A 16965-nucleotide genomic window follows, 5' to 3' on the forward strand; every position below is an offset into this window, starting at 1 on the left:
GATCATGACCACGAACGAACGGGCCCGCGGTCCGGTACTGCTGTTCCCCGGCCAGGGCGGATACGACGGGGCCGCGCTGCGCCTGGCCCACCACGTCCATCCTCAGGTCGGCGAGGTCTTCGAACGGATCGACACCGTCACGCTGGAACTGTTCGGGCGGCGGCTGTCGGACGTGGTCTTGAAGGACGGGACGGCCGAGCTGACCGGGCTGCTCCAGGACGAGCCCTGGGTCTCGCAGCTGGCGATCTTCGGTGCCGGGCTGGCCGCCCACCGCGTGCTGGCCGCCCATGGCGTCCGTCCGGCCGCCCTCGCCGGGCACAGCCTCGGAGAGGTGACGGCGATGGTCGCGGCGGGCGCCTGCACGGTGGAGGACGGCGCGCGGATCGTGGTCCGCCGCACCGAGCTGATCGCCGGGAGCGCGGCGGCGGACGGAGCGATGATCGCCGTTGGGACCGGTCCCGAGCGCGCCGGGCACCTGGTCGGCCTGATCGGTCACCGGCATCTCGCCGTCGCCGGTGAGAACCATGAGGGACAGACCATCCTGAGCGGGCCGCGCCAGGCGGTGGACCGGGCGCGGGCGGCCGCCGCGGCGGTCCGGCTGGGATGCGCGGACCTGGAGGTCCCCTTCGCCTTCCACAACCCGTCGCTCGCCGGAGTGGCGTCCGAGTTCGCCGCCTATGTCCGCCGAATTCCGCGGCAGCCCATGGTCGTTCCGGTCTATTCGCCCATCCTCGGGCGCTTCTACGAGAACGACACGGACCTGGCGGGGCCGCTGGCGGAGCACCTGACGCGGCCGGTGCGGTTCTCCGCCGCGGTACGCGAGCTGTACGAGCGCGGCGAGCGCGTCTTCGTCGAGGTGGGCGGACGGGCCACCCTTTCCTCGCTCGTCCCCAAGGCGCTGCGCGGCATCGCCGGAGAGGATCTGTCGGTCCTCTCGACGCTGTCGGTGGGGCGGAACGACCGGCTGCGGCTGCCGGAGACCCTGGCCGCGCTCCGGGCCTTGGGGCTCGCCACGGCCGGGGATCCGGACCCGCTCCGTGACTACTTCGCGCCGGGACTCACCCCGGACGAGTTCGGCGCCTTCTGGGCCGCGAACCGGAGCGAGATCGACGAGCTGGTCGGCAGACGGCTGGCCGCGTTCCAGGCCCCGCGGAACGGGACGGGCGGCAAGAACGCTCCGGCGGCGCTGAGGCAGGTGACCGTTCCCGCCGAGGACGAGGCCCTCCCCGGGCAGCTCTCCCTCCGGACGACCGTTCCGGTTCCGGATCCGGTTCGGCCGGACACGGAAAGCCTGTTCGCGGAGGTCCGCGCCTTATACGCGACCGCGCTGGAGTACCCGGAGGAGGTCTTCACCCCGGACGCGCTTCTCGAAGCCGAGCTCGGCGTCGACTCCGTCAAGCAGATGGAACTGCTGTCGCGCGCCTCCGAGCAGTACGGGATACCGCCCCGGGCATCGGGCTTCAGGCTGTCCGACCACGACACGCTCGGCAAGATCGTCACTCTGCTCCGGGAGGAGCTCGGCCGCGAGCGGGCCGGGGCCGCCGCGTGAACCCTCCGTCCTCCCGGAACCTCACCGGCAAGGTGGCGCTGGTCACCGGTGGCGCCAAGAACGTCGGCCGGGCCATAGCCACCACCCTGGCGGACCACGGCGCGCATGTCCTGATCAATTACTTCCATTCGCACGAGCAGGCGAAGGAGACCCGGGAGGAGCTGCGCCGGCGGGGCGCGCGGGTGGACCTGCTGCGCGCCTCGGTGGCCCGTCCCGAGCAGGTCGCGCGGATGTTCGACGAGATCGAGGCGCGTTTCGGCCGGCTGGACATCCTGGTCAACAACGCCGCCGGCGGCGCGCTCGTGCCGGCCTCCGAGGTCACCGACGCCGACCTCGACCGGGCGCTGGACACCAACCTCAAGGGCGGGCTGCGCTGTGCCCGGGCGGCGGCGCGGCTGATGGCGCGCAACGGCGGCGGCTCGATCGTGACCGTGTCGGCGCTCGGCGGCTCCCAGCTGGTCATGGCGGACTACCTCGCGTGCGCGCCGGCCAAGGCGGCGGCCGAGGCCGTCACCCGCTATCTGGCCGTGGAGTTCGCGCCGCACAACATCAGGGTCAACACCGCCTCCGCCGCCATGCTCGTCAGCGAGGTCGCGGACGCCTTCCCCGGCGGAGCCGCGATGCAGGCCGCGGTCGCCGCCGCGACGCCGCTCGGCCGGCTGGGGACCCCGGAGGAGTTCGCCGAGGTCGTGGCGTTCCTCGCCTCCGATCAGGCGAGCTGGATCACCGGGCAGGTGGTACTCGCGGACGGCGGTCTCACCCTTGGCGCGCCCCTGCTGTCGCCGCCCGGACCGCCCGGACCGCCCGGACCGCCCGCACCGTCCGCGTCGGCCGGTCCTGCGGGCCAGGACGCCGTGGCCGTCGAGGGGGCGACGTCCGGTGCGGACCCCGTCCGGGACGGAGACGACCAGATCGCCGTGGTCGGCATGGGGCTGGCGGTCAGCGGGGCGGACGGCCCCGAGGCGTTCTGGGAGCTGCGGACGAGCGGCCGGGAGCTCTTCGTCGAGGTGCCCGAGGAGCGATGGGACAGGACGGGCTTCTCCTCCGGCGACGTGACCGCCGAGGACAAGTCCTATCAGGACACCTGTGTGTTCATCACCGGCTTCCAACCCGATGGCGCGGCACTGGAGGGACTGCCGACCTCGGCGGACGAGACGGAGTTCACCACGCTCTGGCTCCGGCACTCGCTCGTGCAGGCGCTGACCGGTGTGCGCCGCACCGGACGCGACCGCTTCTCGTTCAACGTCGGCTACACGGCCGACGGCAGCCAGCACCTGGAGGAGGCCGGCGTCCTCGCCACGACGCGGCGGCTGACCCGGGAGATCCTGGCCGAGATGGACGTCGGGGGCCCGCGGCGCGATCAGCTGCTCGACGAGGTGGACCGCGTGCTCTCCGGCCGGTACCACCGTGCCGCCGTCCCGTTCCCGCACTTCCTGCCGCATGAGGTCGGCCACCAGGCGATGGCCGGTGTGCTGCCCGCCGACACGCAGGTCCAGATGGTCGATACCGCCTGCTCGTCGTCCCTCTACGCCGTCGACATCGGGGTCAAGGGCCTGCTGGCGGGCCGGCAGGACATCGCGGTGTGCGGCGGGGCGTTCGCGCTGGCCCCCAGGGGGACGGTGCTGTTCTCCAAGCTGAAAGGGCTGTCCGAACGCGGCGCCGTGCACGCCTTGGACGCGAAGGCCGATGGTGTCATCTTCGCCGACGGCGCCGGCGTGGTCGTGCTGAAACGGCTGTCGCGGGCACGGGCGGACGGGGACAGGGTCCTGGCCGTGCTGAAAGGGTTCGGCTCGTCGTCCGACGGCCGCGGCAAGGCGATCTACGCGCCCAGCCCGGCGGGACAGGACCTCGCGGTGCGCCGGGCCCTGGGCGCAGGTGGCGTCTCCGGCGCCGACGTCGGCTGGGTGAACGCGCACGCGACCGGCACGCCGACCGGCGACCTGGCCGAGTTCACCACGCTGAGGCGGCACTTCGGCACGGAGGGGCCCGCCGTCGTCACGTCCAACAAGTCCCTGATCGGCCACACGGGCTGGGCCGCCGGCGTGGTGTCGCTGATCGAGTCGATCCTCGGCATGCGCGAGGCCACCATCCCGGGCCAGTACCGGTTCACGTCGGCGCCCGCCGAGTTCGCGCTGGACACGACCCGGCTGGAGATCTCCGGAGCCGCACGGCCATGGCCGTCCGAACCCGGCCGGCCCCGCACGGCGGCGATCTCCGGCTTCGGGTTCGGCGGCACCAACGCCCATCTGATCGTGGCGGAACCCCCCACGGAGGACCGCGGGACGGGGGAGCACGGCGGTGCCGCTCCGCGCCCGCCCGGCCGGGGATCGGACGGCCCCGGCCACACCGGGCGGATCGCGGTGGTCGGCTGGTCGGCGCGACTGCCCGGTGCCGGCACCGACGACGACGTCGTCCGCAGGCTGACCGGGGACGGACGGGTCTCGCGGGGGTTCGGCGACACCTACCCCCCGCCGCCCTTCCAGCAGGTACGGATGCCACCGGCCACCGTACGCACCATCGACCGCTGCCAGCTGATGATCCTGGCCTGCGGCCACGACCTGCGTGACCGGCTTCCCGGATTCTGGAGCGAGCACGCCGAGCGCACGGGGGTGGTCATCGGCCACATGGGGCCGACCCGGGCGGCCATGCAGTACGCGGCCCGCTGCTACCTCGACGACATCGGCAACGCGCTGCGCGGGGACGCGGGGACCGGCTCCGTCCCGGAGCTGGAGGAGCTGCTCGACCGGCTGCGGGAACGCGTCCGGTCGATGACGCCGCCGTCCAACGAGGACTCCTTCCCCGGCATGATGCCGAACATCATCGCGGCCCGCGTCGCCAACCACTTCGACCTCAAGGGACTGAACATCACGGTGGACGCCGGCCTGGCCTCCACCCAGTCGGCCTTCGCCATCGCCGGGCGGTACCTGCTCGGCGGCGAGCTGGACCTCGTGCTCGCCGGCGGCATCAACGGCAACAGCCTGCCCGAATACCGGGACCTCCTCACCGGCGTGTTCGCCGGCCGGCCGGTGGATCTGGCCGAGGGCGCGTTCCTGTTCGGGCTCACCACCGAACGGACCGCACGCGACGCCGGTCTCCCGGTCCTGGCCCTCGTCGAGGAGACGGGCCCGGCACGGCTGCCCGGGCCCGGCGCCGCCGACCGTGTCGTGGACAGCGGCGCCGACGGCCGCTACAGCGGGTACCTGGGGGCCTCGGGCGCCGCGGAGATCCTGCGCGCCCTGCACGCGGACCCGGGCGTCACCGAGATCCGCTGCCGGGAGGACGCCCGGGACGCGGCCACACGGCTGCTGGTCACCGTCGGTGTCGGGGGCGGCACGGCACCCGCCTCCAACCCCCGCGCCGCCCACGCGGAGATCGCGGCCCCCGCCCACAGGGCCGATGCCCATCCGGCCGGTGTCGCAGCGTCCCGCGTCGCATCGTCCGGTGTCGCGGCGAACGTGGTGGAGCGATTCACCGCCGGGCTGGAACCGGCCGGAGTCCCCTCCGCACAGGGCCTCCGGCCCGTGGCGGCGGTACCCGACGATGCCGTGGTCCTCACCGATCGCCCGGAGCTGGCCGGTCCCTTCGGCCGCTCTTCCGGGACGACCGTCCTCAGCACGACGGCGCCCTCCGGGCCCCTTCCCGGCGTGCACCATGTCGGGGATGATGACGACCTCGTGCGCAGGGCGGTCGAGGCGCTGCCGCGCCCGCTCCGCCACGTGGTGGTCCTCGCCGACCTGTCCGCCTCGTCACCGGCCTCCGGTGCCCTCACCGACGACGCCCCGTCGCTGACGGCCCTGCACGACCTGGCGTTCCTCGTCTGCCAAGAGCGCTACGAGGAACTCGGCGGCGCCGGGGCCTCGGTGGTCTTCGCCCTTCTGGGGGCGCGTCCGGGCGGAACCCCGCACCCGATGGCCGGCCTCTTCACCGGCCTGGCCAAATGCGTGAACCTCGAACTCGCGGACGCCGAATGCTTCGCGCTGGTCATGGCCACTCGCGACCCACGCGAAGCCGCCGCGCTGGTGGCCGGGGAGCGTGGCGCCGACCGTCCCTTCCCGGTCGTTCATCACGATGGGACCCAGCGGCTCGTCCCGGCTCTCACACGGTCCCCGGCGCGATCCCGGGGGGCGGGTGCCGCGGCGCCGCTGGACCGGGACGCCGTGGTCGTCGCGCTGGGCGGCGGGCGCGGCATCACCGCCGAGCTGCTCACCGCGCTCTCCGCGCGCTTCCAGAGCCGGATCCACGTCCTGGGCAGCAATCCGCTCGACGAGCATCCCCCCGAGACCTACGCCGGCACCGACGCCGAGTTCGCCGCGACCCGGGCGGCCTTCATCTCCGGCGGGCTCGCGGCGGGCGGCGCGACGGTGGCCGGGCTCAGCCGGCGCTTCGACCGCCTGGTCGACGCCCGGACGACGCGGCGGAACCTGGCCCGCATGGCCGAGCACAGCGGCGAGGGCAGGGTGACCTATCTGACCTGTGACGCCCGTGACGAGAAGTCGGTCCGGGCCGCGATCGAAGCGGTGCTGGACGAGCACGGCGCCATCGACCTGCTCATCAACGCCCCAGGACTCAACCGGTCGGCGCTGATCCGTGACAAGGACGTCGCCGAGTTCCGCGCCATCAGGGATCTGAAGGTGAACGCGCACCGCAACCTGCGGCGCGCGCTCGCGGACCGGCCGCCCCGGCTGTGGTGCGACTTCGGATCCCTGCTCGGCTACTTCGGGCAACGCGGCGAGGCCGACTACGCCTCCGGCAACGACTATCTCGCCATGGCCGCGGACTACGCCGCCGCCATGGGCACCGACGAGTTCGTCATCGGCTGGACGCTCTGGGACGAAGTCGGGATGGGCGCCGGTGAACTGACACGCGACTACTTCAAACGGACCGGGTCGTACAGCCACATGCCGGTCGCGGAAGGCATCCGCCATTTCCTGGACGAGCTGGCACCTTCGACGCGGGCCACGTCCGTGGTGCATCTGGGAGCGGCCGAGCGCGCCACCGTCGAGCGGTTCTACCCCGGCTATCTCGATTCGTCCGCGACGGGGTCGGGCGTCGGCCCGCCGGCGCCGCCCGCGGAACCCGGCCGTTTCTATTTACGGCGGCCCCTCGCCCCGGCGCATGGCCCCCGCGGCGCAGGCGATGCCGACAACGGCGAGATCCGGTTCGAATGCCGCTTCGACCTCGATGGCGACGGCTACCTGGAGCACCATCTCGTCCGCGGCGTCCCCACGTTGCCGGGCACCTTCGTCACCGAGATCGCGGCCGAGGCGGCGCTCGCGCTGATTCCGGGCGCGAAGGTCCTCGCGTTCGAGGACGTGCGCTTCCTGCGCTTCCTCCAGGTGCGGCCCGGCGCGGAGCCGGACCCGAAACGGATCACCGCCAGGGTCGCCCGCCGCGTCGGGGAGCTCACCACCGTGGACGTGGAGGTCACCCATGACGTACGGGCGCCGTCGGGCGTCCTGCTCGTGCGCGACCGGCCGCACTTCACCGCACGAGTGGTGCTGGGGCCCCGTTTCCCCACGTCACCGCATTGGGAACCGTGGGACGAGGTCGGCGAGCGGGCGGTGCCCGATCCGTACCACCTGCGATCGTCGCCGGTACGGCTGAGCGGCCCCTTCGAGGCGACGGCCGACACCCGGCGGCATCCGAAGGGCGCCAGATCCACGTTCCGGCCCCGCCTCGACGCCACCGGACCCTGGAGCGCGTTCCGGATGCCGGTCGTGCTGCTCGACGCGATGGCCCGGACGGGTGTGCTCGACCCGGCCGGAGGGCGCGTCCCGATCGCGGCGCCCCTGGCGATCCGGCGGATCGACCTCTACCAGGAGGCCAACGACCTGCGGCTCGCGGCCGACCACGACCACGTCGCCCTCTACGTGGTCGACCCGGGCTTCTCCGGGACCGGCGCGGGCGGCAACCGGTTCGTCGCGACCACACCCGACGGCCGGATCCTGGCGCAGATGAAGGATCTGGAGGCGGTGCCCATCGGCTACCTGGACACCGCGACCCTGGAGGTCCTGCCGCCCGGCGACGGCGGACCGGCCGACGCGCCGGCGGGCCCGCGAGAGCGGCGGGTGCCGACATGACCGCCGCGACGAGGACCGGCATCGGCGCCGCGGCCGCGGACCCCGCCGTGCCGCGAGCGGCAGGGGACACCACCGGCGGACCCGACTCCGCCGCCGGGCCGGTGAGCCGGATGATCTGGACCCTCACTCCCGCGGCGCCCCGGAACCGCCACCGGCCCGCCGACGCACCGCGTTCCGAAAGGACGCTCGCCGGCCGGCGGATCGTGGTCGTGGGCGGCACCGGCGACGCCGCCGGACACGTCCGGGCGGAACTGCGTGAGCGGGGTGCGGACGTCCTCCCCGCCGAGGCCCTTCCCGCCGGCGGCGGCGCGACCCTCGACGCGGTCGTCGATCTCACGCTCGCCGAGCGGTTCGCCGCCGACGATCCGGGGCGCTGGCGGGAGCCGTTCCTCCGCACGCTCGCCGTGCTGCGCGGGTGCTACGACGCCTGGAGCGCGGAGACCACGGCGGGCCGCCTGACCTATCTGGCGGTCACCTATCTCGGCGGCGGCATGGGCTACCACCCGGACGACGACATCGCCCAGCCCCTCGGCGGACTGTGGGCGGGCCTGGCCAAGACGCTGCATCGTGAGTTCCCCAACTGCGCGGCCCGCGTCCTCGACATCGCGCTCGCGGACGCGGGGCGACTCCCGGGCCTGGTGGCCGACGAACTGTGCCGTACCGGCCTCACCGAGATCGGGCACCGCGACGGCCGCCGGTGGACCCTCACTCCGGAGGCGGTGCCCCCCGGCCCGCCGGCGGTGTCCTGGGGTCCGGACGACACGCTGCTGGTCAGCGGTGGCGGACGGGGGATCGGCATGGCGCTGGCCCGCGCCATGGCGGCCGAGTTCGGCATGCGGGTCGTCGTCACCGGGCGCGCCCCGCTCCCCGACGAGCGGACGTGGCCGGAGCTGACACCGGAGGCGCTCCGGGAGCGCCGCGCCGCGCTGTGGGCGGAACACGCCGGCGGCCGTCCGGTGGCCGAGATCCGCCGTGCGATAGCGCGCGAGAGCGCCACCTGGGAGGTCGTGGGGAACCTGCTGTCGGCGAGGGACGCCGGGCTCCGCGTGGACTACCTGCCCTGCGACTTCACCGACGCCGGTCAGGTCCGGGCCCTGGTCGCCCGGCTGCCGGGCCTCACGGCCGTCGTCCACAACGCCGGAGTGGACCACCCCGCGAGGTTGCCCCGCAAGAGCGACGACGTCGCGGTCTCCGTGGTGAAAACGAAGGTCGACTCGTTCACGCATCTCCTGGACGCGGTTCGCGACCGGAGGCTGAAGGTGTTCTGCACGGTCGGCTCGCTGACGGGGCGGCTGGGCGGCATGGTCGGGCAGTTCGACTACGCGGCGGCCAACGAGTGCCTCGCCCGGCTCGGCCACTGGGCCACCCGGCAGGTGCCGTTCCCGGTGATGACCCTGGCCTGGCCCACCTGGGCGAGGCTCGGCCTGATCGCCAACTTCGAGGCCAGCCTCCGCTACATGACGGCCCTCGACGTGGACGCGGGGCTGCGGCACTGGCGCGCGGAGCTGCTCGCGGGCAGCCGCGGCGAGGTCACCTTCGTCGGGCGCCTCGGCCGGGCGCTCGATCCCGAACAGGCGTCGAGCTACCCGATGCCGCCGTGCCTGCCGGGCTTCGCCGACACCCACCCCAAGGTCTTCCATCTCGGTGAGCCACGCCTCTACCGGGCCGGTGACCGCCTGGACTCCGTGGTCGGGTTCGACGCGGCGAAAACCCCCGCCCTGGGCGACTTCACCGTGGGCGGCGTGCCCGCGCTGCCGGTCGGCCTGCTGCTGGAGAACGCCGTCCGCGGCGCGGAGTGGGTGCTCCCCGAGGAACTGGCCGAGCCGGTGCCGCCCACGGTCGAGGAGCTGTCGGTGCCCTGGCCGCTCCTCTGCGCCGACGAGGCCGGACGGGTGACGCTGAGCCGTGAGATGCGAGGGGAGTGGCGCGACGGCGCATGGGTCGTCTCGGTGACCTTCGAGCGCCGGACCGGCGCGCCGCGGACGGCCCGGCTGCGGCTGGCCTTCGGTACCCGTCCAGTGGACGGCCCCGGCGGGCCGCGTCTTCCCAGGGCGCCCGCGCCTCCCGCACAGGGGACGGCCGCGCGTCCGGCGGGTGCCCTCTTGTCCGGTGCACCCGCGCCGGAATGGAGAGGGCTGGCGATCCCCCTCGCGTCCTGGCGGCCCGAGGGGGCGCACCGCGTCACCGCCGAGGTCGACGAGTGCCGTCCCGGGGACCTGTGGGCCGTGCCGCGGCCGCCGCGCTGCGCGGTGCCCGTCGCCGCCATCGAGAACCTCGTCCGGGCGGTCGTCTCCCCGCCGCCGGCCGGGCTGCGCACCGTGCCCCATCCGCTGGTCATCTCCCGCATCACCATGCACGGCGCCCGCGCGGACCGTGTCCGCATCGCCGGTGATCCCGTCCTGGGCGTCTGGCACGTGCGGGACGCCGGAACCGATGCCCCCGTGGCCCTGATCCAGGGGCTCGGCGGGCACCGCCGAGAACCATCCGTCCCTTGAGCACGACATCCCGACCCGACCAGGAGGACACCATGTCCGGCAGCACCCCCGACCCCGGCTCCGCCACCATCGACGCGCGGGAGCCGAGCGCCCACCGCAGGCTGCTTGAGCACTACTACGAGGAATGCCTGAACAAGGGGAACCTGGACGCCGTCTACAGCAAGGCGATTCCCGGCCACATCAGCCACGGGACCATCGCCGAAGGCTTCGAAGGCGTGGAACACCTCCGCGAATGGGTCCGCATCCAGCGCGCGTCGTTCCCGGATCTGCACGTGACCGTCGAGGACTGGATCGAGCAGGGGGACAAGATCGTCCAGCGCTTCACGGCGCGCGGCACCCACACGGGTGAGGACTACTACGGCATCCCCGCCACCGGAAAGAAGATCGAGATCTGGGGCATCGTCATCGACCACTTCCGGGACGGGAAGATCGTCGAGAGCTGGTTCTCGATGGACGGCATGGACCTGGCCGGACAGCTCGGGGTGCTGTGATGGCCTCGCCCCCTCCGGGGCGGACGGCACTCGTCACCGGCTGCTCGTCGGGGATCGGCCGGGCCACCGCCCTGCGCCTCCACCGGCGCGGCCTGCGCGTCTACGCGACCGCCCGCGAGCCCGGCACCCTGGAGGACCTGGCCGGCCTCGGCATCCGCACGCTGGCCCTGGACGTCACCGACATCGACGCGGCCCGCGCCGCGGTGGAGACCGTCACGGCGGACCACGGGGCGGTGGACGTCCTCGTCAACAACGCCGGATACGGCCTGTCCGGCACCATCGAGGAGACCGGGCTGGAACGGGTGCGCCACCAGTTCGAGACCAACGTGTTCGGCCTGGTCGGCCTCACCCAGCTCGTCCTGCCCGGGATGCGGGCCCGCGGGAGCGGGCGGGTGGTCAACCTCTCCTCGATCTTCGGCCGGTACGCCGCTCCCGGCGGAGGCCATTACCAGGCGAGCAAGCACGCCGTCGAGGCGCTGAGCGACGCGCTGCGCCTGGAGGTCGCCGGCTTCGGCATCCGGGTGGTCGTCGTCGAGCCGGGCCCGGTCCGGACCGCCTGGGGCCGCACCTTCCTCGACGGCCTCCCGTCCGGGCGGCACGACTCCGCCTACAGGCGTTTCCACGAGCGCACGGCGGAGTACTACGAGGCGATCTACAACGGCGGCCGGAGATCGCTGGCGGGCATGTTCGCGATCGAGGCGGACCGGGTCGCCTCCGTCATCGAGAAGGCGGTGCGCGCCCGGCGGCCGCGTGCCCGCTATCCGGTCGGCCTTCTCGCCGCGAGCACGATCGCCCTGCGCCGCGTCACCCCCGACACGGTCTTCGACAACGTGTACCTGCGCAGGCAGTTCCCGGTTCCGTGACCCGGCGGCCGTGCGGCCGCCCAAGCGATGCGACGAGGTGATGGCATGACGACCACGACGGCGAGGGGCAGGCGCGGGACGACGGTGCCCGGGCCGCGGGCGCCGGGGCCCCGCGGGGTCCCCGTGCTGGGCAGCCTCCGGCAATGGAAGGGCGGCACCGCCGAGTTCCTGCTCCGGATGCAGCGCGACCACGGCGAGGTCAGCCGCATGCGGCTCGGACCGTACACCGTCCACCTGGTGACGGAACCCGCGGCGGTGGGCCGGGTGCTGAAGGAGAACAGCGGGAACTACCGGCGTGGCGTCCTCTACGAGCAGTTCCGCACGGTGATGGGGACGGGGCTCCTCACCACCGACGGCGACCACTGGAAGGCGCATCGGCGGGCCATGCAGCCGGTGTTCACCCGCAAGGCGGTGGACGCCATCGGCCCGAACGTCGTCGCGGCCACCACCGAGATGCTCGACGAGTGGGAGTCGCGTGCACGGCGTGGTGAGCCGGTCGAGCTGGTCACCGAGACGCTGCGGCTGACGCTCGTGACGCTGAGCCGCTCGCTGTTCGACTACGACATCCGGCCGGCGGCACCCGTGCTGAAGGACGTGGTGGGGAACGTCGTCGAGGTCATGTTCAAGCACGGCACGATCGGCGAGATGGTCCCCGGCTGGCTCCCCACCAGGCGGAACCGGGTGATCGCGCGCGACCGCAGGATCCTGTCGCGCCTCGTCGGCGAGATCAGGCGGCACCACGCCGTCACCGGTGAGGGCCCGCTCATGAAGCTGATCGAGACCGCGTCCGATCCGGCGAGCGGCCGCCCCTGGACCGACGAGCAGATCCGCGACGAGATCCTCACCATCTACCTCGCCGGCCATGAGACCACCGCCGTCGCGCTGATCTGGACGCTGCTGTCGATCGCCAACCACCCGCCGGTGCAGGAGGAGCTGGACGCGGAGGTCGACGGCGTCCTCGGCGGGCGCCCCCCGTCCGCGGAGGACGTCCCGGACCTGCGCTTCACCGGCCAGGTGGTCGACGAGAGCCTGCGTCTCTACCCGCCGATCTGGATCTATCCGAGGGACGCCGTCGGGCAGGACGAACTCGCGGGCTTCCACATCCCCGCCGGATCGTCCGTGCTCCTCTCGCCGCTCGTCTCCCATCGCAACCCGCGCTTCTGGGACAACCCCGAGGCGTTCGACCCGCACCGGTTCGACCCGGCGGTCTCGGCCGGACGGCCGAAGACGACCTACTTCCCGTTCGGGGCCGGTGCCCGGATGTGCATCGGCAACTTCATGGCGCTCCTGGAACTGAAGATGATCGTCGCGATGATCAACCAGCGGTTCCGGCTGCGGCTGGTCCCCGGCGAGTTCCTGCGGTACGGCGACACCTCGATCTCGCTCCGGCCGCTCTCCGAGGTGAGGGTGACACTCCATCCGCGCGAACGCGGGAGGGGCGCATGAGCGATGCCACGCGGTTCACGTCGGTCGACCCTCGCACGGGACGGGTCATCGGGGACCATCCCGTGGCCGACGAGGCGGCCGTCGGCGCCGCCGTCTCGGCCGCCCGGGCGGTGCAGCCGGCGTGGGAGGCGCTCGGGTTCCGCGGCCGCCGCCTTCGCCTGCGCGCATGGCGCAGGCTCATCCTCGCCCGCGCGGACGACCTGATCGATCTCATCCGCCTGGAGACCGGGAAACCGGCCGACGACGCGCGGCTTGAGGTCGTCCTCGTCACGCGGCACCTGGCCTGGGCGGCGGACAACGCCGGCCGCGTGCTGCGCCGGCGCCGCGTCGCCCCCGGCCTGCTGATGCCCAACCAGGCCGCGACCCTGGAGTACCGGGCCCTCGGCGTGGTCGGCGTCATCGGCCCGTGGAACTACCCGGCCTTCATCCCCATCGGCCCGGTCGCCGCCGCGCTCGCGGCGGGCAACACCGTGGTCCTCAAGCCCAGCGAGCTCACCCCCCGTGTCGGTGAGTGGCTGAGCGAGACGCTGGCCGAGGCCGTCCCCGGGCCCCGGGTCCTGCGCGTCGTGACGGGACTCGCCGGCACCGGCGCCCTGCTGTGCCGCTCGGGCGTCGACAAGATCTCGTTCACCGGGTCCAGCGCCACGGGCCGGCTCGTGCTGGCGGCCTGCGCGCAGACCCTGACCCCCGCGGTGATCGAGGGCGGCGGCAAGGACGCCATGATCGTCGCTCCGGACGCCGACCTCCCGGCCGCGGCGGACGCCGCCGTCTGGGCCGCGATGACCAACGCGGGCCAGACCTGCGTGGGCCTTGAACGGGTCTACGTGGTCGACGAGGTCGCCGACGAGTTCCTCGGCCTGGTCGTGGAACGGGCCGCCGCGCTCCGGGCCGGCGCCGGCGCCGACGCCGACCTGGGCCCGATCGTGCTCCCCCGCGGGCTCGACGTCATCGCGGCGCAACTGCGGGACGCCCTGTCCAGGGGAGGCCGGGCGGTGCTCGGCGGCGAACACTCCCTCGACCCGCCCTACATGCACCCGGCCGTTCTCGCCGACGTGCCGGAGGAATCGACTCTCCTCACCGACGAGACGTTCGGTCCCGTCCTCGTCGTCAACCGGGTCGCGACGACCGGCGAGGCGATAGAACGCGCCAACGCGAGCCGCTACGGGCTCGGGGCGTCGGTCTACTCGCGCCGCTCCGGGGCCGCGATCGGCGGCCGCCTGCGGGCCGGCATGGTCTCGGTGAACGCGGTGATCGCGTTCGCCGGCGTCCCGGGGCTGCCCTTCGGCGGGGTCGGGGACTCGGGCTTCGGCCGCGTCCACGGCCCCGACGGGCTCCGGGAGTTCGCCCGGTCCAAGGCCACGACCCGGCAGCTGTTCCGGCCTCCGCTGCGTCCCACGTCCTTCACCAGATCCCCGCGGACGATGCGCTCGCTCGTCCGGATCGTCCGCCTGCTCTCCGGGCCGGGCGCCCTCCCCGGACGGGGCACCGCCCGCCCGGCCCTCCGCCGGCGCACCCGCCGGCCGTCCCGAAACGGAGAACGGCAACCGTGACGACGGACATCTCGGCCCTCCTGACCAGGCTGGCCGATCCTGCGACCCGCCCCGACCCCTATGACACGCTGCGGGTCCTCCGCGAAAGATCACCCGTGCTCGACCCCGTCTCCGGGCTGGTCGTGGTGGCGCGGCGGGCCGACTGCGAGGCGGTCCTCCGGAGCCCCGGCGTGAGCAGCGACCGGCGGGGCGCGGGCATCACCGTGGTCCCGCAGCAGCCGAACCTCATCAACCTGGACGCGCCCGACCACACCCGGCTGCGCAGGCTCGCCGGCCGGGCCTTCAAGCCCCGCGTCATCGAACGCTGGCGGCCGCGCGTCGAGGCGATCGCCCGCGAGCTGCTGACCGGGATCGCCGAAGGCGGGGGGACCGCGGACATCGCGTCGCGGTTCGCCTACCCGATGCCGGTCCGCGTGATCTGCGAGATGCTCGGCGTGCCACGGCGCGACCACCCCGTCTTCGAACGCTGGGCCCACGCGATCGCCTACACCGTCGATCCCCGGCTGGTGCCCGGACGGCTCGACGCCGAGACGATCGCGGACGTCGAGGAGGCGCGGGAGGGGTTCGCCGGCTACTTCTCCGAGCTGATCGACGCGCGGGCGAAGGACCCACGCGAGGACATCCTGTCGGAGCTGATCGCCGCCGGGGAGGACGAGGACCGGCTCACCCGCACCGAACTGGTGATCATGTGCATCCTGCTGCTGGTCGCGGGCCATGAGACGACGGCCAACCTGATCCTCAACGGCGTGCTCGCGCTCCTGCGCCACCCGGACCAGCTCGGACTGCTGCGCGACGATCCGGCGCTCGCCGGCGCGGCGGTGGAGGAGGTCCTGCGGTACGACGCGCCCGCCCAGATGGTCACGCGCATCGCGGGCGGGCCGCTCACCGTGGGCGGCATGGAGATCGCCGCCGGGTCGCCGATCCTGCTGCTGCTGGCGGCCGCCAACCGCGATCCCGATGTGCACGAGGCGCCGGACGTCTTCGACATCACCCGCGGAGACGGCGGCCATCTGGGCTTCGCGGCCGGCGCCCACTTCTGCCTGGGGTCCGTGCTCGCCCGGCTGGAGGCGACCATCGCCCTCAGCGCGTTCGCCACCGCCTTCGCGGATCCGGTCCTGGTCCGGGAGAGCCTGCGCTATCGGCCGCACATAGCCGTGCGGGGCCCTGACCGTCTCCAGGTGTCGTTCTCCGGGATCTCTCCGGAGGCGCTCGAAGCGCTCGGCGCGACGGAGCGCGTCCATGGCTGAGCCGCGATGGTGGATCTCGGTGGCGGCCGACCGCTGCGCGGGGACCGGTGTCTGCGCGGCGACCCGGCCGGACCACTTCCAGGTCGAGGACGGGCTGTCGCGTCCGCTGGCCGCGGAGGTCGAGGCGGCGCCTTCACTGCTGGCGGCCGCCGAGGGCTGTCCGATGGACGCGATCTTCATTCGGGACGCGCGAACGGGTGAGCGCCTCGTCCCGGAGGAGTGAGAAGCGAGAAGACCGGCTGGAGCCACGCAGGTGCGCCTCCACGGTGGGCGGCATGTCCCGAGTTCCCCCGTAGAAATCACTTCTGGAGTGAAGCCATGCCGATCGACGGTTCCACCATCAACATCGAAGCGCGGATGCTCGGGCCACTGCAGGTGAAGACCCGTCAGCGATCCGCGGTCCCCAGCGCCGCCAAGCCCCGGACGCTCCTGGCGCTGCTCGCGCTCAACCTGGACCGGCACCTCTCCGTGGACACATTGATCTACGAGCTGTGGGAGGACGATCCGCCCCGGAGCGCCGCGATCACACTGCAGACCTATGTGCTCCAGGTGCGCAGGCAACTGGCGGAGGCGTCGGACGTCTGCCCGCGGACCATCTCCGCTTCGGTGCTGCGCACGGTCAAAGCCGGCTACGTGTTCGACCCCGCGCAGGCATGGGTCGATGTCCACGAGTTCCACAGGCTGGCCGATCGAGGTGAGCTGGCCGACCGCGCGGGACGGACCGACGAGGCGGCGAGCCTGTACCGGGCCGCGGAGGAGCTGTGCGCCGGGTCACCGCTCGTCGACGTGGAGCACGGGCCGGCGTTGCGCGCCGAGGTGGCCCGGCTCGAACAGGCCGCGCTGTGCGTCACCGAGAGGCGGATCGCGGCGGAACTGCGGATGGGCTACCACCGGGCGGCTCTCGGGGAGCTGGCGTCGCTGGTCATGCGGCACCCGTTCCACGAGGATCTGCATGCCCAGTACATGGTGGCCCTCTACCGTTCGGGCAACCGGGCGGGCGCCTTGGACGTGTTCCAGAAGATCAGGCGGACGATGACCACGGAGCTGGGGCTGGAGCCCGCCCGCAAGCTGCGGGATCTGCAGGAGGCCATCATCAACGCCGACACGGTGCCGGAGGTGCTGCTGCGGAGCTCCTGAACGGTGGCCCCCGGTGGAGCGGACCCGCGGTGCGGGGGCCGCTCCACCGGCGCGGGGCCCCGTCCCCGCACGCCGGAGCGTCACCGCACGCCGGAGCCCACCGCACG

Annotated in this window: 10 protein-coding genes; all 10 read left to right on the plus strand. The window is 73.4% G+C overall.

All coding sequences use genetic code 11. The features are described 5' to 3' along the window. Positions 1-4 precede the first annotated feature (4 nt). A complete protein-coding gene (locus AGRA3207_RS22805) occupies positions 5-1549 on the plus strand; it encodes an acyltransferase domain-containing protein (protein ID WP_231329077.1) in 1545 nt (514 codons plus the stop codon). Beyond that, positions 1546-7629, plus strand: a complete 6084-nt coding sequence (locus AGRA3207_RS22810; protein WP_231329078.1) for an SDR family oxidoreductase — start codon at positions 1546-1548, stop codon at positions 7627-7629. The genes AGRA3207_RS22805 and AGRA3207_RS22810 overlap by 4 nt, the downstream gene beginning before the upstream one ends. Next, positions 7626-10124 carry a KR domain-containing protein gene (locus tag AGRA3207_RS22815; RefSeq protein WP_231329079.1) on the plus strand — a complete coding sequence of 833 codons (2499 nt, stop codon included), beginning with the start codon at positions 7626-7628 and terminating at the stop codon, positions 10122-10124. The genes AGRA3207_RS22810 and AGRA3207_RS22815 overlap by 4 nt, the downstream gene beginning before the upstream one ends. Further along, the gene (locus AGRA3207_RS22820; protein ID WP_231329080.1) at positions 10121-10615 is read left to right on the plus strand and encodes an ester cyclase; all 495 of its coding nucleotides are present in this window, start codon (positions 10121-10123) and stop codon (positions 10613-10615) included. The genes AGRA3207_RS22815 and AGRA3207_RS22820 overlap by 4 nt, the downstream gene beginning before the upstream one ends. Then, entirely contained in the window at positions 10615-11478 is an 864-nt protein-coding gene (locus tag AGRA3207_RS22825; RefSeq protein WP_231329081.1) for an SDR family NAD(P)-dependent oxidoreductase, read from the plus strand. The genes AGRA3207_RS22820 and AGRA3207_RS22825 overlap by 1 nt, the downstream gene beginning before the upstream one ends. Before the next feature lie 45 nt (positions 11479-11523). Further along, positions 11524-12924 carry a cytochrome P450 gene (locus AGRA3207_RS22830; protein WP_231329082.1) on the plus strand — a complete coding sequence of 467 codons (1401 nt, stop codon included), beginning with the start codon at positions 11524-11526 and terminating at the stop codon, positions 12922-12924. After that, entirely contained in the window at positions 12921-14474 is a 1554-nt protein-coding gene (locus AGRA3207_RS22835; protein WP_231329083.1) for an aldehyde dehydrogenase family protein, read from the plus strand. Before AGRA3207_RS22830 ends, AGRA3207_RS22835 begins: the two co-directional genes overlap by 4 nt. Beyond that, a complete protein-coding gene (locus AGRA3207_RS22840; protein WP_231329084.1) occupies positions 14471-15721 on the plus strand; it encodes a cytochrome P450 in 1251 nt (416 codons plus the stop codon). Before AGRA3207_RS22835 ends, AGRA3207_RS22840 begins: the two co-directional genes overlap by 4 nt. Beyond that, positions 15714-15944, plus strand: a complete 231-nt coding sequence (locus AGRA3207_RS22845) for a ferredoxin (RefSeq protein ID WP_231329085.1) — start codon at positions 15714-15716, stop codon at positions 15942-15944. Before AGRA3207_RS22840 ends, AGRA3207_RS22845 begins: the two co-directional genes overlap by 8 nt. Before the next feature lie 95 nt (positions 15945-16039). Then, positions 16040-16858 (plus strand): AfsR/SARP family transcriptional regulator, encoded by an 819-nt coding sequence (locus tag AGRA3207_RS22850; protein WP_231329086.1) that lies wholly within the window; start codon positions 16040-16042, stop codon positions 16856-16858. Positions 16859-16965: the final 107 nt, after the last annotated feature.

It is taken from the genome of Actinomadura graeca (genome assembly GCF_019175365.1).
GTDB classification, from domain to species: domain Bacteria; phylum Actinomycetota; class Actinomycetes; order Streptosporangiales; family Streptosporangiaceae; genus Spirillospora; species Spirillospora graeca.

Excerpts from the sequence above, each read along its gene's own strand:
- AGRA3207_RS22805 (WP_231329077.1), top strand. The coding sequence starts at position 5 with ATGACCACGAACGAACGGGCCCGCGGTCCGGTACTGCTGTTCCCCGGC.
- AGRA3207_RS22815 (WP_231329079.1), top strand. The coding sequence starts at position 7,626 with ATGACCGCCGCGACGAGGACCGGCATCGGCGCCGCGGCCGCGGACCCC.
- AGRA3207_RS22825 (WP_231329081.1), top strand. The coding sequence starts at position 10,615 with ATGGCCTCGCCCCCTCCGGGGCGGACGGCACTCGTCACCGGCTGCTCG.
- AGRA3207_RS22830 (WP_231329082.1), top strand. The coding sequence starts at position 11,524 with ATGACGACCACGACGGCGAGGGGCAGGCGCGGGACGACGGTGCCCGGG.
- AGRA3207_RS22835 (WP_231329083.1), top strand. The coding sequence starts at position 12,921 with ATGAGCGATGCCACGCGGTTCACGTCGGTCGACCCTCGCACGGGACGG.
- AGRA3207_RS22845 (WP_231329085.1), top strand. The coding sequence starts at position 15,714 with ATGGCTGAGCCGCGATGGTGGATCTCGGTGGCGGCCGACCGCTGCGCG.
- AGRA3207_RS22850 (WP_231329086.1), top strand. The coding sequence starts at position 16,040 with ATGCCGATCGACGGTTCCACCATCAACATCGAAGCGCGGATGCTCGGG.